This is a genomic window from Pseudoclavibacter helvolus (genome assembly GCF_049707175.1).
Classification (GTDB): domain Bacteria; phylum Actinomycetota; class Actinomycetes; order Actinomycetales; family Microbacteriaceae; genus Pseudoclavibacter; species Pseudoclavibacter helvolus_A.
The window spans coordinates 1-25,338 of the sequence record NZ_JBNAFM010000010.1; the positions used below are offsets into that span (position 1 = coordinate 1).

Sequence of the window (25,338 nt, forward strand, 5' to 3'; positions counted from 1 at the left end):
TTGGGCCCAGCTGCGGGCGGCGCCCCCCCCCCACCAAAAGGCCCCCAAAATTTTTATCGGCGGGGGGGGGGGGGGGGCGCCCCCCCCCCGGGGGCGGGGGGCCCCCCCCCCCCGACCCCGACCTCGGCGCCCAGCCCCACGGTTTCGGGATGGGTTTCTCATTTCAGGATGGGTTGCAAGTCATCCCGAGATGAGAAAGCCATCCCGAGACCTACCGCGGGCAGGCGCGGGCAGGCGCGCTACTGCGCGAAGACCTTGCCAGGGTTGAGGAGGCCCCGCGGGTCGAAGAGCCGCTTGATGCCCCGCTGCAGCTCGTACTGGCGCTCACCGAGCTCCTCACCCAGCCACTGGCGCTTCAGCACCCCCACCCCGTGCTCACCCGTGAGCGTTCCCCCGATCGAGATGGCGTACGTGAAGAGCTCGTCGGCCGCATCCCACACCGCCTGCGGAACCACTGGCTCGCCCCGGTCGTAGATGAAGGTCGGATGCAGGTTGCCGTCCCCGGCGTGCGCGACGGTCACGATCGTGGTCCCGGTCCGCTCGGCGACCTCGTCGATCTTCGCGAACATGTCCGGCAGGCGGTCGCGGGGTACGGAGACATCCTCGACGAGCACCTTGCCGAGCGCCTCCTTCGCCGCATACGCCTGGCGGCGCACATCCACGAGCGTGAGCGCCGACTGCGGATCGGTGGTCATCGACGCCGTGCCGCCGTTGCTGCGCAGCACCTCGACGATCGACTCCGCCTCAGCGACCGCATTCGCCCCGTCGGTCTGGATGAGCAGGTACGAGTCGCCGTGCGAGGCCAAGTCCACCCCCGTGTACGCCGAGACCGCGCGCAGCACTCCCCCGTCCATCAGCTCCATGATCGCCGGCTGAATGCCAGACGCCGTGACCGCAGCGGATGCGCGCGCCGCGCTCCCCACATCCGCGAAGTACGCGCCGATCGTCGGCACGACCCCCGTCACCAGCGGACGCAGTTTCAGGGTCGCCTCGACGATCACGCCGAGCGTGCCCTCGGAACCGATCATGAGCGCGCACAGATCGAGCCCCGTCACGCCCTTCACCGTGCGGTGTCCGACATCGATGACCGAGCCGTCAATGAGCACAACCTTGAGCCCGAGCACGGCCTCGCGCGTCACCCCGTACTTCGCGCACAGCAGACCGCCCGCGTTCGTTGCGATGTTGCCGCCCACCGACGAGATGTGCTTCGACGCCGGGTCTGGAGCCCACCAGAAGCCGTGACCCTCGAGCTCCTCGTTGAGGGCGCCGTTCAGGATCCCGGGTTGCACGACGGCCAGCTGGTTCGCCGCGGAGATCTCGAGAATGCGGTTCATGCGCAGCGTCGACAGCACGATCTCGCCCTCGCCGCCAGCACCGCCACCCGCGAGACCCGTCCCGGCTCCCCGCGTGACGAGGGACACCCCGAACTCGCTCGCGATGCGGCACACGGCCTGCACATCCTCGACCGACTCAGCCTCGACAAGCGCAAGCGGTACCCCGGTCGCGACGACACCCGAGCGGTCAGTCCGCAGCGGCTGGAGCGCGGCTGGGTCCGTCACCACCCTGCCGGGAAGATCGCGGGCGAGAGCTTCGAGAGCACGAGCCGGCGCAGAAGTCTGGGCTGCTTCAGGGACTCCATCGACATCGACAGTCATGCGCTCGATCGTAGGCGACAGGCATCGAAGCGGCGAGGACACCCGCATCCGTTCGCGCATCCCTGCGAGGGTCGCACAGCCGCGCGACGGCTGGGCTCACAGCCGTCCAAGTACGGCCACTCCCAGCGACCGGTCTGCAACGTTGATGGATCTTGCGGATACGCGTGATGGGTTTCTCCAACCCGTCATGGGGAAAAAACCATCACGGTCAGAAAAAGTCCGCAATGTCGGTGAACGGACTCGCTCGGAACCTCACAACTGATCAGCGCGACCTCTCCAACCCGTCGGGTTTCGCGGATACGCGTGATGGGTTTCTCCAACCCGTCATGGGGAAAAACCCATCACTGTCAGAAAAAGTCCGCAAAGTCGACGGGCGCCCGCGCGACCCGATGTAGTCGACTCGAGAGGCTGGTTTGCACGGTGCCTGACCAACGAGAGTGCAGAACCGCAGCCTGAAACTTTTCAATCACTCCAGGAGTCCAAGATCGCACGGTGGTTGGACAGTCGAAGCTCGAACCACCCCGGAGGCGTCGCGCGAACTACCCGCGGGACTTGATGGGGCCTTGCGTGATGGGCGCGTCGGGGTCGATGGTCTGCTCGTACGGGAAGAGCTGCTGCATGCGCCCGTCGGGATGCCCGTTCCGGTGCGCGGTGATGGAGATCGCCTGCTCGCGGAGGAATGGCAGTGCCTCGATGCGGCCGGCCGGGGTGACCTCGTCCGACCAGATGGAGATGTCGGGGTCGCCTTGGAGGGCGTCGCAGAACTCGCGCCGCTTTCCGCCGATGAGGCGCACCCGAAGTGTCTCGATGCCGCCACCCCTGGCCCGTTCCGCGAACTGCGCGTCGGTCTCGCGCTGCACGGTGAGGTCTTGCGCCTGCAGTTCGGCGAGTACCTCGTCGGGCACCTCGATGCCTGACGTGATGATGGGTTTGGACCGCACGATGCGGGCGGCGACGATGACGCGGATGAGGTCGGCGAGCGTCGCGTCCTCGGCCGCGCGGATCGTGGCGCGCGCCGGGATGTAGCGCATGAGGTTGCGTTCGAACTTCAGGTTCGTGACGTCGGAGACCTCGCCGAACTCCTCGTTCCACGCGATCTGGTCGCTGAGGGATGCGCGGCGGAGGCGGTCGAAGGTCTCGTAGTCCATGAACGGCGCCGCCGATTCGATGAGCGCCGTCGCCTGCTCGTCGATGCCTCGCAGGTGCAGGGTCTGCGACTGCTCGCCGTGGTTCGCGCGCCACGTGCCGAGGGAGAGCAGCGAGTTGGGACCGCCGAACTTGTTGGCGGTGCCGACCATGGAGCGCAGCCAGCCCCCGAATGGCTGTCGCTGGGGCGTGTTGCCTAGGATGTCGCGGTTGACGTACAGGTTGCCGGCTTCGACGCGGCGCAGCCATTCGGCGATCTCGGTGCGGTCGAGCGAGTGGATGCCCGCGGTCAGTCCGTACTGCGTCGAGTTCTGCAGGCGGATGGCGTCGTCGAGGGTGTGCGTGTGCATGACGCTGAGCACTGGCCCGAAGAACTCGGTGACGTGCTGGTAGCTGCCCGGCTTGACGCCGACGCGGATGCCCGGCGACCAGAGGCGACCCGTGTCGTCGAGCTGGCGTGGCTCGACGAGCCATGACTCGCCCTCGCCGAGCGAGGTGAGCGCGAAGCGCAGCTGCGAGTCGGGCGGGGAGACGAGGGGGCCGACGACGGCGCCGGGGTCGCTGGGGTAGCCAATGCGGAGGGATGCGACGGCGTCGGCGAGCTGCTCGTGGAATCGCTTCGAGCGGGCCACGGACCCGACGAGGATGACGGTGCCGGCGTGACCTGGGCGCTGCCCGGCGCTGAGGAACGCGCTGCGTGCGACGTCGAGGGCGGCGCGGTCGAGGTCGGCGCTTGGCGTGATGATCATCGAGTTCTTGCCGCTGGTTGCCGCGATGAGCGGCAGGTCGGGACGCCAGCGCAGGAACGAGCGGGCCGTCTCCCAGTTGCCGCTGAGCAGCACCCGCTGCACGCGGTCGTCGGTGATGAGCATCTGCCCGAGCTGCTCGTCGGAGAGCAGGCTCTCGTCGCAGATCGCGAGCTGCACGAGGTCGCGCGGAATGTCGGCGTCCCACAGCACTTCGGCGAAGACCGCCGCTGTGCGGCGCGTGCGCGGTGACGGCTTCAGCACAACCGCGCTGCCGGCCGCGAGGGCCTGCGCGGTATGCCCCGCGCTGCCGGCAACCGCGGGAACCCAGGACGGCGTGACGACAGTGACCGCGACGGGTTCGAAGTCGGCTCCCTGCATGCGGTCGAGCTGGCGTGCGAGGTGCGCGTAGTAGTTGGCGAGGTCCACGCAGCGGCTCACGTCGGCGTCGACGTCGGGCAGCGGCGTCCCAGTTTCCGAGACGGCCACTTCGATGAGGCGCGCCCGGTTCGCTTCGAGCGCTTTCGCCACCTTCTCGAGCACTGCCGCCCGCTCCCAGCCGGGCTTCTGGCCCCACGGCTCGGCGGCACGCTCCGCCCGCGAGAGCAGCGCATCCACGTCGCTGGGTTCGTGCAGCAGGTGACGCTCGACCTCGTCGATGCCGAGCTCGCTGCGCGGCACCCGCCGCTGGATCGAGAGCAGCCACTCTCGGTTGCTGGCGAGCGACGGGTCGGTGCCCGGCGCGTTCCGGAACGTGTTGCGCAGCAGCCTGCCGCGCTTCAGCCCAAGCACCACTTCGGTGAGGCGGGGGCTCGGCCCCGTGTCCGCAGGGTTCTCGGTGACCTCTTCGTCGTCTTCGATGATGGGCTTCGATGCCGGCTTGAGCCGCTTCACTCGTGCTGGCCGCTCGGCGGCGGGCTCTTCGTCTTCGAAGAGCCCCTCGGGGAAGAGCTCCAGCTGGATGCTCGCGGTGACGGTCGCGGCGTCGTCGGCGAGCACGCGGTCTTGCTGTCGATTCGGGCCGGAGTCGATCTGACGCATGCGCGCTGTGGCGCTGAGCAGGCGTTCGTCGTCTGGATGCAGGGCGTCGGCGCCGACGCCAGGAGCGGTCGCCGGAGTCACCTCCGCCAGTTCGGTGTGCAGCTGTCCGGCACGCACGTCCACGCGGTGTTGCAGATAGCTGGCCGCGTGCCGCTGCGTTGGCTCCACGACTGCCGGCGTGCGCTCCACGAGTTCAACCCCGGCCGAGCGGATGCGCTGGAGCGTGGCCTCGTCGGTCGAGCGCGGCACGACGACTCGCACGGGCTTCGGCAGCCCGCGCGCCTTCGCGATGGCGGCGGCGAGCGCGACGTCGCGGCGTGCATCCGCTTCAACCTCGACCCGGAACGCCGCGACGTGGTCGATGGCGAGCGCCTCGTCGAGGAGACGCGCGAAGTTGGCGTCGACATCGGCTTCCGAGGCATAGGTCGCGAGGCGCCAGCCGTTGATGACGGCGTCGGCGCGCTCGAGCTCGTGGTTGGCGTCGCGGGTGATGGCGACCGTGATGTCAGAGCCGAGATCTTCGCGCCGCATGTGCGCCCACCCGCCAATTCGGCGGAGCAGGCCCGGCGTCTCGGGGAACTGGGCCGGCAGGGCGATACCGACGTGCAACCCGCGCAGCTCTTCCTGTTCGAAGGCGCGCATGAACGCCTGCACCGTCAGCTCGAGATCGGCGGACGACTGAGCGCGCAGCATGATGAGCGGTGTCTTCGGGGCGGTGAGCGCGGCGCGTCCGAGCGCGGACAGCTTGAAGACGACGCGCTCGAGGGTGCCGTCGAAGTCCCAGAGGGCCGGCTGGGCTTCAATGTCAACGACCCGCAGCTCGACCTCCTCCACGTCGCCCGACGCGAGGAGCTGCGTGTAGGTCTCGAGGCTCGCGTTGGATCCCCGCTCGCCGAGCACCGCATCCCCGAGCAACCGGATGCGCGACGCGGCGCCCCGAGCTCGTGCACGCTCGGTCGCCGCAGCAATCTCGGCCGGCGCGCTGCGCACAGTGTCGTCGCCGAAGAACGCGGACGTCGCCCGCCGCATGAGCGGAACCGCAAGCCAGGGAACACCCGGACCCGCGAAGGCGCCCAATTGGAACGCGCGCTTCGTCCCGGGCGAGAGGCTCGCGGGCAGCTTCGGGGCGAGATCGCCGAGCCCGTTGCCGGCCGCGATGGCGTCGTCGGGGCGGATGACGTCGTCGATCAGTGAGCGCAAGAACTCTTCACCGTCGGGTCCGCTGAGGACGCGGTCGAGCTCGGAGGTCGTATCGGCGCGGCGCTTCGCGCGGGCACTCGACGCCGCTTCGACCGCGGCGGCCCGCTGCTCGTCGGCGGCAGCGACCTGCTCGCGCCAGCCGCGCAGCAGGGACAGCGCATCCGGCAGCGCCTCGGAAACCGGAACGTCGCGCAGCTGCGTCACCACAGGAATCGCGGCGGTGGGCGGCGCCGCGTCGACGGGTGGCTTGGCGTTGGGATCCGGCGCACGAACCGGCCCTCTGGCGCCGGCGACGGATGCGTCAGCGGATGCGTCAGCGGGTGCACCGGCCGCGGGTGCGCTCGCGGATGCGCTCGCGGAGTCGCGGTCGCCCGTCGCCAGGCGACCTTCGGCGCGAAGGGCGGAGACGATCGAGTCGTCGACGGCGACGGTCTCGTCGGCGCGCGGGGGCTGGTCTGCGCGCGGGGTAGCCGCGGCGGCGTCTGCGTCTGCGTTGTCGGCGTCGCGGTCTGCGGATGCGGTCCGGCCCTCCGCGCGCAGCGCCTCGACGATCGAGTCGTCGACGGTCACCGTCTCGTTCAAGCCGGGCGAGGTAGTAGAGGTAGCAGCGGGCGACGCGTCGCCCGCGGGTGCCGCATCCGTCGGCGCGCCGTGAGCCGAGGCAGCCTCAGGCGACGCATCAGCACCGGCATCGGCATCGGCATCGGGTGATCGGCTCGCATCCGCCCCGCCCTCGCGCTTGGCTAGCACCTGCTTCACGAAATCGGCGCGCTGCACCCGACGGGCGTCGACCTCCTCCAGCCCGCGAGCGCGGCGATCGAGGTCGCCACGGCCACCTGCGCCGCCGGCCCCGGCGCTCGCACCAGTACCACCGGCCGCACCGCCTTCAGGAGGAGTCGCGCCGTCTTGCCGTGATTCTTCACCTGGGTCCGACGGGATGCGCATGCGAACGAGAGTAACCAGCGCACCTTCGGGGCAACCCGAGCCGCGCCGCGACACGCCGCAGTGATCGGGGCAACGCCAATACGATCAGAGCGTCGCTGATCTTTCCGAGAGGAAGCACCATGCCCCAGCAGAAACAGTCGAAAGTCGCAATCGTCGGGGCCGGCAGCGTCGGCACGTCACTGGCCTACGCGTGCCTCATCCGCGGCGTCGCCCGCGAGATCACCCTCTACGACATCGACACCAAGAAAGTGGAAGCCGAGGTCCTCGATCTCGCCCACGGCACCCAGTTCACCGGGTCGAGCGTCATGACCGGGTCGAGCGACATCACGACCGTCGCTGGAGCCGACGTCGTCATCATCACCGCAGGCGCCAAGCAGAAGCCGGGCCAGACCCGCCTCGACCTCGTCGGCGTCAACGTCAGCATCCTCGAATCGCTGATGCCCCAGCTCGTCGAGCTCGCCCCCGACGCCGTGTTCGTGCTCGTCACCAACCCGTGCGACGTGCTCACCGTCGTCGCACAGCGCATCTCAGGGCTGCCACCCGGCCGCGTCATCTCCTCTGGCACGGTGCTCGACACGTCGCGCCTGCGCTGGATCATCGCGAAGCTCGCGGGCGGCCTCGCGCCCACCAGCGTGCACGCAACCATCGTCGGCGAGCACGGCGACAGCGAGTTCGCCCTCTGGTCGCAAGCCACGATCGGCCCCATCCCCATCCTCGACTGGGAGCGCGACGGCGAGCGCCCCTTCACCGAGGAGACGCTCGAGAGCATCACCCACGACGTGCGCACCGCCGCCTACAGGGTCATCGAGGGCAAGGGCGCCACGAACTACGCCATCGGCCTCTCCGGGGCGCGCATCGCCGAGGCGATCATCAACGACGAGCACGCCATCATGCCCGTCTCGACGCTCCTGCAAGGGCAGTGGGGCATCGATGACGTCGCCATCTCCACGCCCGTGATCGTGAGCGCCAAGGGCGTCGAGCGTATCCTCGACACCCCGATGTCACCCAGCGAGCTCGAGAAGTTCCTCGCGTCGGCGGAAGAGATCCGTTCGACGGTGCGCTCCGTCAGCTGACCGCGCGGCGACACGGAGCCGCCGCCCGGATCCGCCGCGCCGATCCGCTCCCGCCGAGCGCGCGCGCCAGACACGTCCACCTCTTGCGGAGTGGACCGAGAGGCTCGCGGCCCCGACGGGCTTAGATGAGCGGATGCGCTCCATCGTCCGTCTGCCACGTCGCGCCACGCAGCTCGTCATCGGCATCCTGCTCTACGGCCTCGCCATCGCCATGATCGTGCGCGGCCAACTCGGCGTCTCGCCGTGGGACGTGCTCACCCTCGGCATCCAGGTCCAGTCCGGCCTGCCCTTCGGGCTCATCACGGTGCTGATCAGCGTCGTCGTGCTGCTCATCTGGATCCCGCTCCGGCAGCGCCCCGGTTTCGGCACCCTCTTCAACGCGCTCCTGGTCGGCCCCTGCGCCGACCTGGGCCTCTGGCTGATCCCCGAAGACCTCGACCTCTGGTGGCGCATCCTGCTGCTCGCCGGCGGCATCCTCACCCTGGGCCTCGCGACCGGCCTCTACATCGGCGCCCTCTTCGGGCCCGGCCCGCGCGACGGTCTCATGACCGGCCTGCACCGGGTGACGGGCTGGCGCATCTGGATCGTACGGACCGCCCTCGAGGTGACCGTTCTCGCCGTCGGATGGTTCCTCGGCGGCGACGTCGGCATCGGCACCGTCGCCTTCGCGCTGCTCATCGGCCCCATCTGCGGCGTCACGATCCGCTGGTTCACCGTGGACACGAGCGGCGCCAGAGGGGCAGGCAACGGCCCGGAGGCGGAGGGCCACGCCGAGCGAGAAGTGCGCGGCAACGTCGCCCCGAGCGACCCCGAGACCCTCCCAGGAGACTCGCCCGCGAGCTGAGCCCGCGACGGTGCAGGACGCGCCGCACCCCGTGCGCACCCGGATGCGCCCCCTCCGGCAGCGCCCGCACCGCGCATCCGCCGCCCCGCGTCACTTATGAACACAAGGTGAACGGCGCGCGCCACACGCCCTACCCTTGCTCAGTACCGACCCGAGGCGACCGCCGCGCCCCACCCCCAAGTGCTGAGTCTTCAGCGAGCGCGCGTCGCCCGGTTCCCTTTCCCAGGAGAAACGTGATCCATGACGTCCCCAAGCGCTGACGGCCAGACACCAGAGGGCGCAGCAGCGCCACACACCGAGGCCGTCTTCACCGAGAAGAGCCGCGACCTCAGCGAACGCGGCCACCAGCCCGGCCGCGGCCCAGCCGTCGAGCAGGGCGAGGCCCTCGCCAACACCCTCAAGCCTCGACACCTGTCGATGATCGCCCTCGGCGGCGTCATCGGCGCAGGCCTGCTCGTCGCCTCCAGCACCGCGATCCTCGCCGCCGGCCCCGCCGTGATCCTCGCCTACGCGCTCGCCGGCGTCGTCGTCGTGCTCGTCATGCGCATGCTCGGCGAGATGGCCTCCATCTCGCCAGAGACCGGCTCGTTCTCGGCGTACGCGACGCGCTTCATCGGCCCGTGGGCAGGCCTCTCCATCGGCTGGCTCTACTGGTGGTTCTGGGTGGTGGTCGTCGGCATCGAAGCCACCGCGGCCGCCGTCATCATCAGCGGCTGGCTGCCTGAGGTTCCCCAGTGGATCCCAGCGCTCGTCATCACGCTCGTCTTCCTCATCGCGAACCTCATCAGCGTGAAGTCGTTCGGCGAGTTCGAGTTCTGGTTCGCGTCGATCAAGATCGTCTCGATCATCATCTTCATCATCGTCGGCGCGCTCCTCATCGCGCACATCATCCCGAACAACACGGCGACGTTCGGCAACCTCGCCCCGGCCGACGGCGGCTTCGCGCCGTTCGGGGTCGCCGGCATCCTCGCGGCCCTCCTGCCGGTCATCTTCTCCATGTTCGGCGCCGAGGTCGCGACCATCGCCGCCGGTGAATCCGAGCAGCCAGCCCAGGCCGTCCGCAAGGCCGTCAACTCGGTCGTGTGGCGCATCCTGCTCTTCTACATCGGCTCGATCCTCGTGGTCCTCATCGTGCTGCCCTGGAACCAGATCACGGCAGGCGTCAGCCCGTTCGTCACCATGCTCAACGCGGCGGGCATCGGCTGGGCGGCCCTCGCGATGGACATCATCGTGCTCTCCGCGCTGCTATCCACCCTCAACGCGTCGCTCTACACCGCCTCCCGCATGGCCTTCTCGCTGTCGCGCCGCGGCGAAGCGCCCAAGGCGTTCCGCAAGGTCTCGAAGCGCGGCACCCCCTACGTCGCGATCCTCGCATCCGCGGTCGTCGGCCTCCTCTCGGTCGTGCTCAACTACACGACCCCCGAGTACGTCTTCTCGTTCCTCGTGAACTCGACCGGCGCCGTCGCGATCTTCGTGTGGATCGTGATCGCCGTCTCCCAGCTGCGCTCGCGCCGCATCCTCGCCGAAGACGCCATCGCGGCCGGCAAGGACCCTGTCGAGGCGACCAAGGGCGGCATCCGCATGTGGGGCTTCCCCTGGCTCACCTGGGTGGTCATCGTCGCGCTGTCGGCGCTGCTCATCTACATGTTCTTCGCCGGAGAGACGCGCCTCATCGAGGTCACGACGAGCTTCATCATCGCCGGCCTGTCGATCGTCGCCGGCGTCTACGTGCAGCGGAAGCAGAAGCGCGAGCGCGCAGCCGCGGAGTAGGTGCGCTTTCGGGATGGGTTCGTCATCTCGGGATGGGTTGAAAGCCATCCCGAGATGAGAAACCCATCCCGAAACCTCACCACCAGGCGGTCGGCCGGGGCTCGGTTAGGCGTCGGCGGCGGGCGGCAGGTCGTCGTCGGCAGCGAGGAAGCTGCCCGTGACGCGGACCGTGGCGGCGGCGACGGCCATGGCCCGCTGCAGGATGCGCCGCGCATCCGCAACCTCGCTCGGAACACCGCCTTGGACGATCGACGCGACGGCCGTTGCGAACACGGCGTCCCCCGCCCCCATCGTGTCGACGATGTCGCCCGGCAGGTCGACGATGGGCTCGGCGACGTCGATGCCGGCCCGGTTGACCCAGCGCCCGCCCCGGTTGCCTTCGGTGGCGAGCACGTGTGTCGCGCCGAGGTCGAGCAGGTCGCTGGTTGCCTCGTCGAGAGGCGCTTCGAAGAGCAGGTCGGCGTCGTTGTCGGAGAGGTGCGCGAAGAGGGCGCTCGAGACGTGGCGTTCGAAGTTGTCGACGAACGCGACGGGGTCTTCGACGAGCCCGAGGCGTGGGTTCGGGTCGAGGAGCAGTCGCTCTTGCGGGCGAATCACGGCTTCGAGGAGGCGCCGGTGCTGCTTCTTGTCGTCGAACGCGAAGCCTGAGATCGCGACGAAGGGGGCCGAGCGGATGAGCGCGACCTGCTCGTCGTCGAAGCGGATGCGCCGCGCCCTCGCCGCGTCGTCGAACGTGTACAGCGGCTCGTCGTCTGTGGGCTCGCCGACGGCCCGCCCAGTGCCCGCGAGCGACACCGACGGGGCGAAGCGGATGCCGTGCTTGCGCAGGTGGTCGCGGATGCGCAGCCCGTCCGGGTCGTCGCCGATGCTCGAGATGAGCGCGACGGGAACGCCGAGGCGCGCGAGCGCCATCGTGACGTTGAGCGCGGAGCCGCCCACGTAGCTGCGGCTCGTGAGGCCGCCACGTGCCTCCGTCTCCCGCAGTTCCGTGACGATGGCGTCGCCGATGACCACGACGGGCGCGTCAGACGTGGGGCGGGCCTTCGCTGTGGGTTTGCTGCTCATGTGTCCGATTGTGCCTTGCATGGATGGACCCTGACTGTCCGTTCGAAGTGCGCGTTTATCCTCGTTGCATGTCCACTCCAGCAACCAGCCGGGAAGCCGCGCATGTGCTCCTTGACGCCGTCTCCGTCACGGAAGTCTCGCCAGATGCCGCGGCGCTCGCATACGAACGGCTCGTCGAGGTCGGTGCGTTCGTCGTGAAGGTCGAGCAGGGCCAGGGGCTCGATGCGGATGCGGACGCCGAGCTGCCGGCCGACGGCGGCCCCAACCAGGTGAAGGTCAACATCGAGCTCTCGAACCTGCTGCACGCCAACTACATGACCCTCGATTGGCTCATCGAGGAGCTGGCGCACGCCCGCAACACGACCCGCGACGACATCATCATCGCGCTCCGCGAGCACCTCGACAGCGTCGCGGCCAAGTAACCTCGCACCCCTCTCCTCTCCCTCCCTCCTCTCCCCCTCCAGCCCAGGGCGCATCCACACGGGGAAGACAGGCTCGTTCCGCCACGAACATGGATCTCTCGTGTGGATGCGCAGAGTGAAGTGGGCGAGAAAAGGCGGGGCCAGTGAGCGCCGCCTGAACTCAGGCGGTGCGGCGACGCAGGGTGAGCGAGCCGAGCACCAAAGCTCCGATCGCGAAGGCAGCGATCACGAGCACCGGACCCCAGAGGTCCCAGCCGGATTCGGCTGCGGTGACGGCGTTGATCGCGTCGATGGCGTAGCTGAGCGGCAACCAATCGGAGATGGCGCGTAATGCCTCCGGCATCTGGTCGCGCGGCATGAGGACGCCCCCGAGCAGCACCTGCGGGAACACGAGTACGGGCATGAACTGCACGGCCTGGAACTCGGTGCGCGCGAACGCGCTGGCCAGCAGGCCGAGGGCTGTGCCGAGCAGCGCATCCACGACCGCGACCAGCCCGAGTTGCCAGAGCGGCCCGTCAACGGCGAGTCCACACACGAGCACCGCAAAGGCGACCGTGACCACCGCCTGCACGATCGCCGCGACGGCGAACGCGAGCGCGTAGCCGACGATGAAGTCGCCCTTCGCGAGGGGCGTCGTCATCAGGCGCTCGAGCGTGCCGGATCGGCGCTCCCGGAGGGTCGTGATGCTCGTGATGAGGAACATGATGATGAACGGGAAGAGGGCGAGGATGGCGGGACCGAGCTGCTGGAAGACGCCGTCCTGCTCGGAGAAGAGCCACGAGAACAGGCCAACGAGGAGGCTGGGCGCGACGACCATGAGGGCGATCGAGCGGGGGTCGTGGCGGATCTGCCTGAGCACGCGGCCGGCAGTGGCGAGCGTGCGCCGCGGGCTCACGACGCCGCCGCTTCTTGGTCGCCAGCATGCTTGCCCCGGTGGCGAGCTCGCCCGTGACCGCCGCGTTCGATGAGCGCGAGGAACGCGGCGTCGGCGTCGTGTGTCCTCGTCTCGCGGAGCAGCTCGGGCGGGGTCGTGTCGGCGATGATGTCGCCGTCTCGCAGGAGAATGAGGCGGTCGCAGCGCATGGCCTCGTCCATGACGTGGCTGCTGACGAGCAGCGTCGCGCCGCCGTCGGCGAGCGAGCGGAACAGGGTCCAGAGGTCCTCGCGCAGCACCGGGTCGAGTCCCACAGTCGGCTCGTCGAGCACGAGCACCTCGGGGCGCCCGAGCATCGCGACGCCCAGCGAGACGCGGTTCTTCTGCCCGCCGCTCAGCGACTCGACCTTCTGCTTCGCCTGCGCCGAGAGCCCCACCCGGTCGATGACCGCATCCACGTCCGAACGCCCCACACCGAGCACGCTCGCGAAGTAGGTGAGGTTCTGGGTGACGGTCAGGTCGTCGTAGACGGATGCGGACTGCGTCGCGTACGAGACACGCGAGCGCAACTGCCGAGAACCAGCCGGCTCCCCGAGCACGGTCACCGATCCGCCGGCGGTCTTCTGCACTCCGACGATCGCGCGCATGAGGGTCGTCTTCCCGCACCCGGAGGGGCCGAGGAGGCCCGTGATCTGGCCACGAGGAACCGACAGCTCGAGCCCGTCGAACACCGCCTTCGCGCCGCGATCGACGCGCAGTCCACGCACAACGACGGCCACCCCGTCCGTCGCCGCCAATCTATTCATCATGCGATGAATAATCCTCGCGAGGAGGGATGGTGTCAAGCAGATCCATAGACAGTGCACCCGCGGACGACCCGCACCATCACTCCTCGAACAAGTACCGGTCGATGGTCGGTCCGACAAGGTCCGCGACCTCGTCGAGCGACGCAGAGCTCAAGGGTTCCAGGTGCAGGATGTGCCGCGCGAGGAGCACTCCGATGATCTGCGAAGCGACGGCGTTAGCGCGCAGTTCGGCGTCGGCTCGGTCACCGACCGCTTGGACCATATGCGGCAACACCTCTCGACTCAGAAACCCTGCCAGCAGCGGAGTCACCTTGCGGCTGCCGAGGGCGGAACGCAGGAGCAAGATGCCGCCACGCTGCACTTCGGGCTTCTCCCAGACGCCGAGTATGAAGCGGAGAAGCCGGGCACCCAGCCCCTGCCGAGGCCCCGCAAGGAGCCGGGGCAACTCGAGGTCAGGCCGCGCCGGGAAGCCGAGCGCGGTCGCGAAAAGCTCTGCTTTCGTACCGAAGTAGTGGTGCACAAGAGCCGAGTCGACCTTGGCCCGTGCCGCAATCCCTCGTATCGATGTGCCGTCGTAGCCGTGGTCGCCAAACTCCACGACCGCGGCGCCGAGGATCTCACTCCGTGCATTCGACGAGCCGTTCCTCGGTCGCCCGCGGCCGCGCTTCTTGGCGCCTTGCGACGATGGATCGCCAGTCGAGGTCATACCAGAACCCTACGAGGCGCGCCGAGCACAAACCGAACGTTAGCGCGCGTGCCCGAAGTACATGAGCTCCCACACACCGTCATCAGTGGCCTGATCGATCAAGTCAGAGCGACGATACTGCTCGACAGTCACGTCGCCAGCAAAGCGTAGGTAAGCCCCATCGAATCGGGCGAGTTTGGCGGCGATCTTCTTGGGGCCACTGAGCGTGTCAATGAGCCGCTCCCCTGCAATCGTCTTCCGGCGGCGGAAGCTCACGACGTACCTATCGTCACCGTCGGTGTAGATATAGCGCGTGATGTCAGCCACAGGCTTGCCCGTGTGCTCGTCAGTGGCTACCGCTTCACGAACAAACTCGACCTTGTCGGCATCATCGGCGATGACCTCGCCATCCTTTGCAAGCATGAACAGCGGAATAGTGTCGTACCCGTAGTCCTCAGCAGCCGTGATGAACGAAGCAATGACCGAGTAGGGCCCGGCTTCGCCGCGCGCCCAATACCAGTCGTGCACCAGCGTGGAGAGCGCCGTGTTTCCCCAGTTGTGATCGTGATACCCGACACCAGTGGTCTCCGCGACAGCCCCGTCAACCGTGTATCGCGCCACGACCTCACCTTGAGGCACCGAGGGGAGCCATCCGAACTCCTGCTCCTGACTCGCCCCGAAGCGCATGATGCCAGTCGCGGGTCGCCAGGCGGGCACTTGACCATGGATCTCGACCTCGGCGCTCACATCACCGAGATCTACCGAAATTCGATAGGTGTGGAGGTCTCCCACGAAGCGGTTCTTCGCGCCAATTCGCACGTCGGCTCCGTCTGTCGCAGCACTCCATTCCGCGGGGTCGAAGCGCTGCAACCTATTGATCTGGCGCCCATCCGGCAACGTCAGTTCGAAACGGATGAGTGGGTCCAATCCCTTCCTTGGCACTGTGAAGTCCTTGTTCTGGAACACGATCACGAGGACCGATCCATCAGCGAGGTGCGCATCGAAGTACCACCACTCGTAGGTGCCGGCCCGATTGTCAGTGCGTGCACCGTCCTCCCACGCCGCAATGTCTCGCGAAAGCCCAAACTTCGCGTACTCACTGTCAGAGTTGGCCAGCCTGGCCAGTCGTGTGCTGCTCACCGATTCCACCCCTTTCGGAAGGCAACCCCTGCCACCTTCCTGAACATTTGTACCGAACTGAAGCTACGGTACATTTGTACCGAATGCAAGGAGGGTTCATGGGACCGAAGCTGAGCAAAGGCGAAATCCGAAGACAAGCGATCCTGACCGCCGCCGTCACCGTCGTCGCCGAGTCAGGCGCCGGTAGCCTCACGCACCGAGCCGTAGCCGCGGAAGCTGCTGTCTCGCTCGCCTCGACGACCTACCACTTCGCGAGCATTGACGAGCTCCGCCAGATGACGTTCATCCACGCCGCCGATATCGTCGGGGAGCAGTTCGAAACTGCGCTCAACAGCGCCCGTTCACCAGCACAGCGCCTCGATGACGCCGCGACCAGGTGGGCAGAGGTGCTCATCGAACAACGGTCCGCATTTGTCACCGTGCTCGAGATGCTCGTCGCCGCAACTCGAGACACCGAACTTCAGGCGGTCTCAGCCGAGCTGCTGGCACAATCAGGTGCAACGTTAGAGCGTGCCGGCTTCACAGCTGCGCAAGACCTCGCGTCAGAACTCATCGGCCTCGCTCTCGTTCACCTGACCGATCCTGATCGCCACGAGCGAGCCTTCCGAAACGCGGCGCTCGCCTCCATGCACAGACACGCCGCGTCGCACTCGATCACGACCGGCTGAACGCACCAAGACCTCCGGCACATCGCGGGCCTAAACTTGCTCCGCCATGGCCGAGTCCCGCGCGTCCCGCGTCGCCCCCATCGTCGCCACCGTCGTGCTTGTCGTCGCGGCGGTCGTCGTCGCGGCCACCGGCGTACTGCCAGCTCCCGAGCTGCTGGAACTCGGCGAGCGGGTACTGCCCGTGCTCGCCTTCGTCGTGGCCATCACGATCGTCGCCGAGCTCGCGAGCGAGGCAGGCGTCTTCTCGGTGCTCGCCGACCGTCTCGCGAAGCTCGGGCGAGGTCGGCTCTGGCTGCTGTGGCTCTTCGTGCTGGTGCTCGCCATCGTCAGCACCGCCTTCTTGTCGCTCGACACAACGGCGGTGCTCGTGACGCCGGTCGTGGTGCTCCTGGCGGTGCACGTCGGCGTCTCCCCAATCCCGTTCGCCCTCGCCACGGTATGGCTCGCGAACACCGCCTCCCTGTTCCTGCCGGTCTCGAACCTGACGAGCCTCCTCGCGGCACGCTCCTTCGAGGGCGGGCCGTTGCAGTTCCTGGCCCTCACCTGGGCCCCCGCCCTCGTCGGCGTCGCTGCGAGCGCCGCCATTCTGTCGTTCGTGTTCCGCCGTCAGCTCGACCGCAGGTACCGGATGCCCGTGCCCACGAGCATCCCGGACCGGCCGCTGCTTATCTTCGCGGCGGTCGTTACTGCGTTGCTGCTGCCGTTGCTCGTGTCCGGCATCGAGGTGGCGGTTCCGGCCGGCGTCGCGGCGGCCCTGCTGCTGCTGGCGTTCGCCGCCCGCCGGCGCGAGTCGCTGAGGTTCGGGCTCGTGCCCTGGCAGGCGCTCGGCATCGCTGGTTCGCTGTTTGTGCTCGTCGAGGCAGCACACGCGCACGGTCTGAGCGAGCTGCTGGCCTCCGTCTCGGGTCGCGGCGATGACCCCCTGAGCCTCCTCCAGCTCGCAGCGATCGGCGCCGCGAGCGCCAACGGCATCAATAACCTGCCCGCCTACCTGGCGCTTGAGCCTGTCGCCGACACCCCGGCCAGGCTCGTGGCGCTGCTCATCGGCGTCAACCTCGGCCCACTGGTCACGCCGTGGGCGTCGCTCGCGACGCTGCTGTGGCACGAGCGGCTCGTGGCGCTCGGCGTGACCATCTCGTGGTTGCGATTCGTGGTGCTCGGGATGCTCGGGGTCGCGATCATCGTGCCCCTCGCGACCCTGGCGCTCGCCGCAACCGTCTGATCGCTACCGCTTCTTGCGCGCCATATCGTCGAAGGCTGCCTGGAGAGCGATCGCGAAGCCGACGCCAATCGCGACGCCCACCACGATGAACGCGACGGCGAAGACGGCGCCCAGGTCGAACATGAACGACATCAGTACGCCGAATCCGATGCCAATTACGATGCCGAGCGCCCACGGCACAAGCCTGGGCCGGTAGCTGCTCACGGGGTCTTTGCCTTGCTTCGGTGCGGTCACGGTCGTCTCCGGTCCTCGTCGAAAGCGGTGCTGTGCGCCAATTCTGGCGGGACCGTCGCGGCAGGAGCGCACAGGAGGCGAACAGTCAGGTGTTCTGGGGCCGATCCACAGGCGCGCGCGAAGGCCACCGCCCGAGCAACAGGATCGCGGCGCTCAGCAGCACGGTGCCGATCGCCGCGAGGGTCAGGTCCATGAAGAACTGCAGCACGAGGAACGACGGCACAAACGCGCAGACGACGGCGAGCGCCACGACCCAAGCTGGCGGGGTGCTGCCCACTTCGCGCGGCGCCTCCCACCGCCCGACCACGAACGACAGCCCGTACACGGCCACGAGTACGACAACGAAGTACGGGATGCGGCTCCACCACCAAGCGGTCGACCCCGGCTCGGGCGCAGCGCCGGGAATCATCAGGCCCACGCCCGAGACCAGCAGGATGACGGGTAGGTGCCAGAGGTAGATCGTCATGAGCCGCGAACCCACGAGGAACACGACCGCGCGGGCCGCAGTCGTCTCCATGAGCCTCGCCAGCGCGGGTTTCAGCAGGCGCAGGATGCACGCCTGCGCGACCGCGAGCACCACGAGCGGAAGCGTCGCCGGGTTGAGGTTGAACAGCATGTCGGGCGAGTACGGCCCGAGCGTGGTGAGCGGCACGAGCGATGCGTAGGCCAGGACCGCGATGCCCGCGAGCGTGGCCGGGTGCCGCCGGTCGAACCACCCGTCGGCGTACCAGAAGCCCAGCTGCTGCACGAGGACCCAGACGAAGAACAGGTTGAGGAGCCCGACCTCGGTGATGCCCGTCGCGAAGCGAGCAGCGTCGACGAGGACCACCCCGGCGAGCAGCACCAGCAGCGTTGCGCGAGGTGCGCGAGCGTGCCAGCCCGCCATCCACGGCACCACCGCCTGGCAGAGCGTGTACGCGGCGAGGAACCAGAGCGGCGTCGCCGCGCCCGACGCGGCCATGTCGACCAGCGCCGGGTCGAGTCCCGCAAGCGTCGCCCCGCCGAGAGCCACCAGGTAGAAGGCGTAAAGGGGCAGCGCCGGCTGCGCGAGCCGAAGCACTCGGGAGCGCACGTAGTCGCTCGCCATCGACCCGCGGCGTACGGCGCTGCGCCACGCGGTGATCGAAGCGAAACCACCGACAACAAAGAAGAGCGGCATGATCTGCCCCGCCCAGGTGGCGAGCGCGAACCACGACTGCGCCTCGAGCGGCCGCGTCGCAACCAGCTGACCGGATGCATCCACCCCGATCGCGACCATGAGGAGGTGGATGACCACCACGAGCAGCACACAGAAGACGCGTGCGAGGTCGAGGGTCAGGTCGCGCTTCGACAGGTCGATTGCCGCCGCTGGCTGTCTCGTCTCGGCCACGTCGCCGCCCCTTCCCCTCGTGCTGCTGAGTCCAGAACCTACCGGCAACCACCCCCGAACGGGATCGACCTGTGGATGCGCGGCACACGCCTCGGGTAGTTTCGCGTCATGCAGAAGACCAGGTGGGCGATCCTCGGGCCGGGCGCGATTGCGGAGTCGTTCGCGAAGTGGCTGCCGGTCTCTGAGCACGGCGAGCTGCGGGCCGTCGCAAGCCGCGCCCCGGAGCGCGCGGCCGTCTTCGCTTCCCGATACGGCGCCGAGATCTCCGGCACGTACGCCGAGATCCTGGCGCGCGACGACATTGACGCCGTCTACGTCGCGACCGTGCACACCACCCACGCGGAGCTTGCCATCGCCGCCCTCGAGGCAGGCAAGGCCGTGCTCTGCGAGAAGCCGCTCGCCCCGAGCGCCGCCGACACGGAGCGTGTGCTCGCGGCCGCGGAGCGCGCAGGGCTTCCCGTCGTGGAGGCGTACAAGCACCGGTTCAGCCCCTTCGCGCGGGCGATCGACCGCAGGCTCAAGTGGGGCCAGATCTCCACGCCGATCCAGGTGCGTACCCAGTTCGGCTTCGCCGCCGGCAGCAACGACACGCGCCTCTTCGACCCGGAACTGGCAGGAGGGGCGATCTTCGATGTGGGCGGCTACCCCGTCGCCTTCGCGGTCGCCGCCGCGGCATCAGCTGGCATCGCGCTCTCTGGGCTGCACGTGAAGGTCGCTCACGGGCGGGTCGAACATGGCGTCGACGTCTACTCCTCGGCCCAGCTCGAGGCCGAGGGATTCACCGCCTACGTCGAGTGCTCGATCGACACGCAGCTCACGAAGCGGGCAGACATCGTCGGTGAGGGTGGCTGGATCACCCTCGACAACGCGTACGGCGACCGGGACTCCTCACCGGCCGTGCTCCACCACATCCACGAAGGGCAGCGGCACCGCATCGAAGTCGAGCAGATTCACCCGTTCGCTGCCGAAGCGGATGCGGTCTCACGCGCGCTCAGGGATGCAGCGCTCGAGGCGCCCGAGATGCCCTGGGAGCAGACACGCACGGTCGCGCGCCTCCTCGACGCCTGGCGCGACGGCGTCATGCCCGCGATGGACAGATGACAGATGGACAGATGAAAAATGACGCGAGGCATCTTGTGGATGCCTCGCGTCATGATGGTGGCGAGTGAGGGATTCGAACCCCCGAATGCAGAGCAGTCTGATTTACAGTCAGATCCCTTTGGCCGCTTGGGTAACTCGCCAATGCACAGCGCGGAGCGCAAACGTGCAGGTGAGAGACTACCGACTTCCACCCCGTTTGTCGAAACGACGCGACGCCGCACCGCGCTCGCGAGATTGTCGGCCGTCCTCGCTACCATGGTCGGCATGGCAGATTCCTCGTTTGACGTTGTTAACAAGGTCGACAAGATGGAGGCGGACAACGCCGTCAACCAGGCGCGCAAAGAGCTCGAGACGCGCTACGACTTCAAGGGCGTCGGCGCCTCGGTCGAATGGTCTGGCGAGAAGCTCCTCCTCAAGGCCTCCAGCGAAGAGCGCGTGAAGGCGGTGCTCGATGTGCTGCAGACCAAGTTCATCAAGCGCGGCTTCTCGCTGAAGACGCTCGATGTCGGCGAGCCGTACCCCTCCGGCAAGGAGTACCGCATCGAGGCTTCCCTCAAGGAGGGCATCGACCAGCCGAGCGCGAAGAAGCTCACGAAGCTCATCCGCGACGAAGGCCCCAAGAGCGTGAAGGCGCAGATCCAGGGCGACGAGCTCCGCGTCTCCTCCAAGAGCCGTGACGACCTGCAGGCGACGATGGCTCTGCTGAAGGGCGCCGACGTCGACGTCGACCTTCAGTTCGTCAACCGCCGCTAGTGCCGCCCGCTGCCGGTCGCGCCGGGGTCGACCCCGGCACGGCCGTCGGCGCGCTCATGCCCTGGTATCCAGAACTCGGGCTCACCGGATTCTGGTTCGCGGCCGTCGCGACGATCTATGTGCTCATCGTCTTGACGGCCCTCGTCGTCATTCCACGCAACCGACGCCCCACCACCGCGCTCGCGTGGATCATCACGATCATGCTCATCCCCTACCTCGGGGTCATCCTCTTCTTCCTCTTCGGCACCAACCAGCTGCCCACGCGCAGGCGCCGCATGCAGGCGCAGGTTGACGGCATCATCCGCGACGCCACCGACCAGATCGCCCCCGCAGACCAGGTCATCACGAGCCCCTCGTGGTTCCCGCAGGTCACGAAGCTCGGCGAGCACCTGACCGCGATCCCGCTCGCCGACGGCAACCGGCTCGAGCTCCACGGCACCTACAACCGCGCCATCAGGCGGATGGCCAGCGAGATCGACGAGGCCGAGAGCTACGTCAACGTGCTCTTCTACGCCATGAGTCACGACGACGCCACCGCGCCGTTCTTCGACGCCCTCGAGCGGGCCGTGCAGCGCGGAGTCGTCGTGCGCGTGCTCTTCGACCACATCGGGTCCATGCGCTACCGCGGCTACAAGAAAATGAAGCAGCGTCTCACCGAGATCGGCGCCGACTGGCATCGCATGCTGTCGCTCTACCCCTGGGAAGGGGGCATGCAGCGCGTCGACCTGCGCAACCACCGCAAGCTGCTCGTGGTCGACGGCCGCGTCGCCTACCTGGGCTCGCAGAACCTCATCTCCCGCGACTACCACCGCGGCCCGAAGCCAGGGGGCGACGCCCTCAAGTGGAAAGACCTCATGCTCCGCATGGAGGGACCCATGGTGACGGGTGTCAACGCCGTCTTCATCTCAGACTGGTACGCGGAAACCGAAGAGCTGCTCACCGACGTCTTCGAGAACGACCCGGTCACCCCCGAGCCCGACGAAGCCGAGGCCGAGGTCGAGGCCGGCGACCTGCACGACGTGTTCCCATGCCAGCTGGTGCCGAGCGGCCCCGGCTACGAAAACGAGAACAACCTCCGCCTCTTCAACCAGCTGCTCTACGCGGCACGCGAGCGCATCGTCATCGTCAGCCCGTACTTCGTGCCGGACGACTCACTGCTGTACGCCATAACCACCGCCGTACAGCGGGGTGTGAGCGTCGAGCTCTTCGTGGGTGAGATCGCCGACCAGTTCTTCGTCTTCCACGCGCAGCGGTCCTACTACGAAGCGCTCCTCCGCGCCGGCGTCAGAATCTGGCTCTACCGCCGCCCGTACATCCTGCACTCGAAGCACATCACCTTCGACGACTCGGTCACGCTCATCGGGTCGAGCAACATGGACATGCGCTCGTTCACGCTCAACGCCGAACTCATGCTCATGGTGCACGGCGAGGAGTTTGTGCAGCGGATGCGGGAGGTCGAGAACGGGTACCGCCAGCGCAGCTTCGAGCTCACGCTCGAGGAATGGCGGCAGCGCCCGATCCTGACCCGCGCCTTCGACAACGTCGCACGCCTGACGAGCGTCATCCAGTAGCCGGCGCCCCACTCACAGGCAGCGCGGACGGCGGAGCCAGGCCAGGCAGCACAGACAGGCCAGGCAGCACAGACAGGCCAGGCAGCACAGACAGGCCAGGCAGCACAGACAGGCCAGGCAGCACAGGCAGGCCAGCACCGACTCGGTACTGGCCTGCTGAACCTGTCCGGCGTTCTCGGCCGCAGGTATCTTCAGCCGACGGCGAGCTCCCCCAGTATCGCGCCGCGGTCAGAACGACCATCTCGACGCGGCTCAGCCGCCGACTGAAGCCTCGACTCGGACCGGTTCAGGTCCGAAATCTTCGACGCTCTCTGTGCGTACTCAGAGCGTACGAGGTGAATGCGGGTTCCGCGATGGGGAGAACTCCCCATTTCTTGAACGCCGACCAAAACCCCTATTCGGCGCGGGAAATGCGCGTCATCTCGTCGCGGTCCACAACCTTGATTCGCTCACGGCCATTCGCCGCGCCGAGCGCGAGCTCGTGGGCGTCGAGACGACGCCAGCCCTCAAGGTCCGTGAACTTCACGCCGCGCGATTCGAGCAGCGCGACGACGGATGCCTCGCTCGGGTCGGCCGGGGTCCACCAGTTGCCCTGATCGGCGACGAGGTGGGTGACGGTCTCCAGTGCGTCGGACTTCGTGTGTCCGATGAGCCCGATCGGGCCGCGCTTGATCCAGCCCGTCGCGTACATGCCGTTGACCTGCTGGTTGTCGTCGTCCCACACCTGACCTTCGTGGTTCGGGATGACGCCATGGTGCTCGTCGAACGGCACGCCCGGGAGCGGCGAACCGAAGTAGCCGATGGCCCGGTAGACCGCCTGCACCTGGTGCTCGACGAACTCGCCGGTTCCACGCACCCCGCCCTCGGCATCCGGCTCGGTGCGCTCGATCCGGATGGCACGCACACGCTCGCCGTCCGGGCCCTCTTCGGTGAGCACTGCATCCGGCTTCGAGTAGAAGTGGAGGTGCAGTCGACGCGAGGCGGTCAGCTCGCGCTCGCCGCGCCACTTGCCCATGATGCGTCCGATCACCATGAGCTGCTTGTTGGTCTTCGCGAGTTCCGCCGCGGCGGGGTCGCGGTCGAAGTCGTCCTCGTAGACGATCACGTCAACGTCGGGCACCTCGCCAAGCTCGCGCAGCTCGAGCGGCGTGAACTTCACCTGTGCCGGTCCTCGGCGCCCGAAGACGTGCACGTCGGTCACGGGGCTCGCCTCGAGGCCGTCGACGACGTTCTGCGGCACCTCCGTCGTGAGGAGATCCTTCGGGTGCTTCGCGAGCATGCGCGCGACGTCGAGCGCCACGTTGCCGTTGCCGATGACGGCCACCTCGCGCGCCTCGAGCGGCCAGGTGCGCGGCACATCCGGGTGCCCGTCGTACCAGTTGACGAAGTCGGCCGCGCCGAAGCTGCCCTTCGCGTCGATGCCCGGGATGTCGAGCCCGGCGTCGCGGATGGCGCCCGTCGAGAAGATCACCGCGTGGTAGTGCTGCTTGAGGTCGTCGAGGGTGATGTCCTTGCCGAACTCGACGCCGCCGAAGACGCGCATGACCCCCGATTCGAGGACCTCGCGGAGGGCGTTGATGATGCCCTTGATGCGGGGGTGATCGGGGGCGACGCCGTAGCGCACCAGCCCGTACGGGGCCGGGAGCTTGTCGAACAGGTCGATCGAGAGATCGAACTGGCGCTCCATCTTCTGCAGGATGTCGGCGGCGTAGATTCCGGCCGGTCCGGCACCGACGATGGCGAGGCGGAGCGTGGTCACATGTCCTCCAGGACGGGTTCGGGGTGGAGGACCGCTGGTGTCGTCCTCCGGACGGACTCGAGGGGCGTTCGGCGAGCGCGTTGGTCAGCGGTCGCGGTTGACGACGTCCGCGGCGAAGCGCTCGAGCGCGTTCTTCGCGGGGCCGGCTATGAGTGGGCGTAGCGCTTCGACGGCGAGCGTCACCCAGTTCTGGGCCTCGTCGATCGTGAGCTGCGTTACCCGGTGCTCGCGGAGTTCACGGATGATGCCCGAGATCTCCTCCTCGCTCGCACGAGTCTCCTCGGGCTGCTCGTTGACGCCGGAGACTCGGGTGCGGATGCGCTCCAGCAGGTCTCGGCTCGCGTCATCGGTCGCCGCCTGGCGTTCGAGGAGCAGCACGGGAAGCGTCTCAACGCCGGCACGCAGGTCGGTGCCGGCGAGCTTGCCCGTCGTGTCTGGGTTCTGCTGCAGGTCGATAACATCGTCCGCCAACTGGAACGCGACGCCGACGCGCTCGCCGTATTCGGCGAGCGCCGAGACGACCGCTTCCGGCGCGTTCGACACGATGGCGCCGAACTGGGCGGCCGCCGAGATGAGCGATCCCGTCTTGTCGGCGAGCACACCGACATAGTGGTCGATGCGGTCCGCGCCGGCCGCAGGGCCCGTGGTTTCCCGCATCTGGCCGAGCACGAGTCGCTCGAAGATCGTCGCCTGCAGGCGCACGGCGCGCAGACCCAGCTCGGAGAAGAGCAGGCTGGAGCGCGCGAAGAGCAGGTCACCGGCGAGGATGGCGATGGAGTTGCCCCACTGGAGGTGCGCGGCGGTCACGCCTCGGCGCAGCTCCGCCTCGTCCATGACGTCGTCGTGGTACAGCGACGCGAGGTGGGTGAGCTCGACGGCCGCGGCCGCGGTGATGACGTCGTCGGAGCCCGGCGTCTCACCGAACTGCGAGGCGAGCACGGCGAGCATCGGGCGCAGGCGCTTGCCCCCGGCGTTGAGGAGGTAGCTGGCGGTGACGTCGGCGATCTCGTCGGCGTACTGCACCTCGGCACGGAGACGCGCTTCGACCGCGGTCAGTCCGGCATCGAGGCGTTCGCGCAGCACGTCGGAGTTTGGACCGTCGAAGAGGTCGTCGGTTCCGCCAGGCACCACGGTGCTGCGCGCCTTGCGGCGCTGTTCGGTCTTGGGGAGCTCCACGCTCATGTCTCCTGGTGGTTCAGGTGTTCCGTCTGGAGGTTGGCCTCCGCACGAACTGGGTTGGGGGTACAAG

20 protein-coding genes and 1 tRNA gene are annotated in these 25,338 nt (G+C 68.1%); 9 read left to right on the forward strand and 12 right to left on the reverse strand.

Annotation, left to right across the window (positions count from 1 at the left end; genetic code table 11):
- Window positions 1–239: 239 nt before the first annotated feature.
- Window positions 240–1,655 carry an FAD-binding oxidoreductase gene (locus ACPYN9_RS09485; RefSeq protein ID WP_424466007.1) on the reverse strand — a complete coding sequence of 472 codons (1,416 nt, stop codon included), beginning with the start codon at window positions 1,653–1,655 and terminating at the stop codon, window positions 240–242.
- A 539-nt stretch (window positions 1,656–2,194) separates the two neighbouring features.
- Window positions 2,195–6,733, reverse strand: coding sequence for a proline dehydrogenase family protein (locus ACPYN9_RS09490; protein WP_424466009.1), 4,539 nt, complete (start codon window positions 6,731–6,733; stop codon window positions 2,195–2,197).
- Between the two features lie 119 nt (window positions 6,734–6,852).
- On the opposite strand from ACPYN9_RS09490, the gene ACPYN9_RS09495 reads away from it, so the two are divergent.
- The 3 genes from ACPYN9_RS09495 to ACPYN9_RS09505 all read left to right on the forward strand — a co-directional run bounded on the left by ACPYN9_RS09495 (window position 6,853) and on the right by ACPYN9_RS09505 (window position 10,420).
- Window positions 6,853–7,806, forward strand: a complete 954-nt coding sequence (locus ACPYN9_RS09495; RefSeq protein WP_424466010.1) for an L-lactate dehydrogenase — start codon at window positions 6,853–6,855, stop codon at window positions 7,804–7,806.
- 133 nt (window positions 7,807–7,939) lie between these two features.
- Window positions 7,940–8,650, forward strand: a complete 711-nt coding sequence (locus ACPYN9_RS09500) for a YczE/YyaS/YitT family protein (protein ID WP_424466011.1) — start codon at window positions 7,940–7,942, stop codon at window positions 8,648–8,650.
- 240 nt (window positions 8,651–8,890) lie between these two features.
- Window positions 8,891–10,420: an amino acid permease gene (locus ACPYN9_RS09505; protein ID WP_424466013.1), complete on the forward strand. Its 1,530-nt coding sequence runs from the start codon at window positions 8,891–8,893 to the stop codon at window positions 10,418–10,420.
- Window positions 10,421–10,525: 105 nt separating this feature from the next.
- On the opposite strand, the gene ACPYN9_RS09510 is transcribed toward ACPYN9_RS09505, so the two are convergent.
- On the reverse strand, window positions 10,526–11,485 hold the full coding sequence (locus tag ACPYN9_RS09510; RefSeq protein ID WP_424466014.1) for a carbohydrate kinase family protein: 960 nt from the start codon (window positions 11,483–11,485) through the stop codon (window positions 10,526–10,528).
- A gap of 68 nt (window positions 11,486–11,553) precedes the next feature.
- Here ACPYN9_RS09510 and ACPYN9_RS09515 point away from each other — a divergent pair, with 68 nt between their 5' ends.
- Window positions 11,554–11,907 (forward strand): hypothetical protein, encoded by a 354-nt coding sequence (locus ACPYN9_RS09515; protein ID WP_424466016.1) that lies wholly within the window; start codon window positions 11,554–11,556, stop codon window positions 11,905–11,907.
- A 160-nt stretch (window positions 11,908–12,067) separates the two neighbouring features.
- On the opposite strand, the gene ACPYN9_RS09520 is transcribed toward ACPYN9_RS09515, so the two are convergent.
- From ACPYN9_RS09520 to ACPYN9_RS09535, 4 genes are all read right to left on the reverse strand, one after another.
- Window positions 12,068–12,802 carry an ABC transporter permease gene (locus ACPYN9_RS09520; protein WP_424466018.1) on the reverse strand — a complete coding sequence of 245 codons (735 nt, stop codon included), beginning with the start codon at window positions 12,800–12,802 and terminating at the stop codon, window positions 12,068–12,070.
- Window positions 12,799–13,590 carry an ABC transporter ATP-binding protein gene (locus ACPYN9_RS09525; protein WP_424466019.1) on the reverse strand — a complete coding sequence of 264 codons (792 nt, stop codon included), beginning with the start codon at window positions 13,588–13,590 and terminating at the stop codon, window positions 12,799–12,801. The genes ACPYN9_RS09520 and ACPYN9_RS09525 overlap by 4 nt, the downstream gene beginning before the upstream one ends.
- Window positions 13,591–13,666: 76 nt before the next feature.
- A complete protein-coding gene (locus tag ACPYN9_RS09530) occupies window positions 13,667–14,293 on the reverse strand; it encodes a TetR family transcriptional regulator (RefSeq protein WP_424466021.1) in 627 nt (208 codons plus the stop codon).
- A gap of 39 nt (window positions 14,294–14,332) precedes the next feature.
- Window positions 14,333–15,412, reverse strand: a complete 1,080-nt coding sequence (locus ACPYN9_RS09535; protein ID WP_424466023.1) for a hydroxyneurosporene dehydrogenase — start codon at window positions 15,410–15,412, stop codon at window positions 14,333–14,335.
- 98 nt (window positions 15,413–15,510) lie between these two features.
- Here ACPYN9_RS09535 and ACPYN9_RS09540 point away from each other — a divergent pair, with 98 nt between their 5' ends.
- Both ACPYN9_RS09540 and ACPYN9_RS09545 read left to right on the forward strand, forming a co-directional pair.
- The gene (locus tag ACPYN9_RS09540; RefSeq protein WP_424466025.1) at window positions 15,511–16,080 is read left to right on the forward strand and encodes a TetR/AcrR family transcriptional regulator; all 570 of its coding nucleotides are present in this window, start codon (window positions 15,511–15,513) and stop codon (window positions 16,078–16,080) included.
- Window positions 16,081–16,126: 46 nt separating this feature from the next.
- On the forward strand, window positions 16,127–17,302 hold the full coding sequence (locus ACPYN9_RS09545) for an SLC13 family permease (protein ID WP_424466027.1): 1,176 nt from the start codon (window positions 16,127–16,129) through the stop codon (window positions 17,300–17,302).
- A gap of 3 nt (window positions 17,303–17,305) precedes the next feature.
- On the opposite strand, the gene ACPYN9_RS09550 is transcribed toward ACPYN9_RS09545, so the two are convergent.
- Together ACPYN9_RS09550 and ACPYN9_RS09555 are read right to left on the reverse strand one after the other, a co-directional pair.
- Window positions 17,306–17,536 (reverse strand): hypothetical protein, encoded by a 231-nt coding sequence (locus tag ACPYN9_RS09550; RefSeq protein ID WP_424466029.1) that lies wholly within the window; start codon window positions 17,534–17,536, stop codon window positions 17,306–17,308.
- Window positions 17,537–17,621: 85 nt separating this feature from the next.
- Window positions 17,622–18,905, reverse strand: a complete 1,284-nt coding sequence (locus tag ACPYN9_RS09555; RefSeq protein ID WP_424466031.1) for an acyltransferase family protein — start codon at window positions 18,903–18,905, stop codon at window positions 17,622–17,624.
- Window positions 18,906–19,013: 108 nt separating this feature from the next.
- On the opposite strand from ACPYN9_RS09555, the gene ACPYN9_RS09560 reads away from it, so the two are divergent.
- A complete protein-coding gene (locus ACPYN9_RS09560; protein ID WP_424466033.1) occupies window positions 19,014–20,006 on the forward strand; it encodes a Gfo/Idh/MocA family protein in 993 nt (330 codons plus the stop codon).
- Between the two features lie 55 nt (window positions 20,007–20,061).
- Here ACPYN9_RS09560 and ACPYN9_RS09565 read toward each other — a convergent pair.
- Window positions 20,062–20,146: transfer RNA gene (locus tag ACPYN9_RS09565), tRNA-Tyr, on the reverse strand.
- 124 nt (window positions 20,147–20,270) lie between these two features.
- Here ACPYN9_RS09565 and ACPYN9_RS09570 point away from each other — a divergent pair.
- Entirely contained in the window at window positions 20,271–20,759 is a 489-nt protein-coding gene (locus ACPYN9_RS09570) for a YajQ family cyclic di-GMP-binding protein (RefSeq protein ID WP_424466035.1), read from the forward strand.
- 56 nt (window positions 20,760–20,815) lie between these two features.
- Window positions 20,816–22,330, forward strand: a complete 1,515-nt coding sequence (gene cls, locus ACPYN9_RS09575) for a cardiolipin synthase (RefSeq protein ID WP_424466217.1) — start codon at window positions 20,816–20,818, stop codon at window positions 22,328–22,330.
- A 394-nt stretch (window positions 22,331–22,724) separates the two neighbouring features.
- Here the strand turns inward: cls and ACPYN9_RS09580 are convergent, their stop codons facing one another.
- Window positions 22,725–24,089, reverse strand: coding sequence for an FAD-dependent oxidoreductase (locus ACPYN9_RS09580; RefSeq protein ID WP_424466037.1), 1,365 nt, complete (start codon window positions 24,087–24,089; stop codon window positions 22,725–22,727).
- An 84-nt stretch (window positions 24,090–24,173) separates the two neighbouring features.
- On the reverse strand, window positions 24,174–25,271 hold the full coding sequence (locus ACPYN9_RS09585) for a polyprenyl synthetase family protein (RefSeq protein WP_424466039.1): 1,098 nt from the start codon (window positions 25,269–25,271) through the stop codon (window positions 24,174–24,176).
- Window positions 25,272–25,338: the final 67 nt, after the last annotated feature.

Bases quoted from the DNA above. Each gene is read 5' to 3' on its own strand.
- ACPYN9_RS09485 (WP_424466007.1), bottom strand. From the start codon at position 1,655: ATGACTGTCGATGTCGATGGAGTCCCTGAAGCAGCCCAGACTTCTGCG.
- ACPYN9_RS09490 (WP_424466009.1), bottom strand. From the start codon at position 6,733: ATGCGCATCCCGTCGGACCCAGGTGAAGAATCACGGCAAGACGGCGCG.
- ACPYN9_RS09495 (WP_424466010.1), top strand. From the start codon at position 6,853: ATGCCCCAGCAGAAACAGTCGAAAGTCGCAATCGTCGGGGCCGGCAGC.
- ACPYN9_RS09500 (WP_424466011.1), top strand. From the start codon at position 7,940: ATGCGCTCCATCGTCCGTCTGCCACGTCGCGCCACGCAGCTCGTCATC.
- ACPYN9_RS09505 (WP_424466013.1), top strand. From the start codon at position 8,891: ATGACGTCCCCAAGCGCTGACGGCCAGACACCAGAGGGCGCAGCAGCG.
- ACPYN9_RS09510 (WP_424466014.1), bottom strand. From the start codon at position 11,485: ATGAGCAGCAAACCCACAGCGAAGGCCCGCCCCACGTCTGACGCGCCC.
- ACPYN9_RS09515 (WP_424466016.1), top strand. From the start codon at position 11,554: ATGTCCACTCCAGCAACCAGCCGGGAAGCCGCGCATGTGCTCCTTGAC.
- ACPYN9_RS09525 (WP_424466019.1), bottom strand. From the start codon at position 13,590: ATGATGAATAGATTGGCGGCGACGGACGGGGTGGCCGTCGTTGTGCGT.
- ACPYN9_RS09530 (WP_424466021.1), bottom strand. From the start codon at position 14,293: ATGACCTCGACTGGCGATCCATCGTCGCAAGGCGCCAAGAAGCGCGGC.
- ACPYN9_RS09540 (WP_424466025.1), top strand. From the start codon at position 15,511: ATGGGACCGAAGCTGAGCAAAGGCGAAATCCGAAGACAAGCGATCCTG.
- ACPYN9_RS09545 (WP_424466027.1), top strand. From the start codon at position 16,127: ATGGCCGAGTCCCGCGCGTCCCGCGTCGCCCCCATCGTCGCCACCGTC.
- ACPYN9_RS09560 (WP_424466033.1), top strand. From the start codon at position 19,014: ATGCAGAAGACCAGGTGGGCGATCCTCGGGCCGGGCGCGATTGCGGAG.
- ACPYN9_RS09570 (WP_424466035.1), top strand. From the start codon at position 20,271: ATGGCAGATTCCTCGTTTGACGTTGTTAACAAGGTCGACAAGATGGAG.
- cls (WP_424466217.1), top strand. From the start codon at position 20,816: ATGCCCTGGTATCCAGAACTCGGGCTCACCGGATTCTGGTTCGCGGCC.
- ACPYN9_RS09585 (WP_424466039.1), bottom strand. From the start codon at position 25,271: ATGAGCGTGGAGCTCCCCAAGACCGAACAGCGCCGCAAGGCGCGCAGC.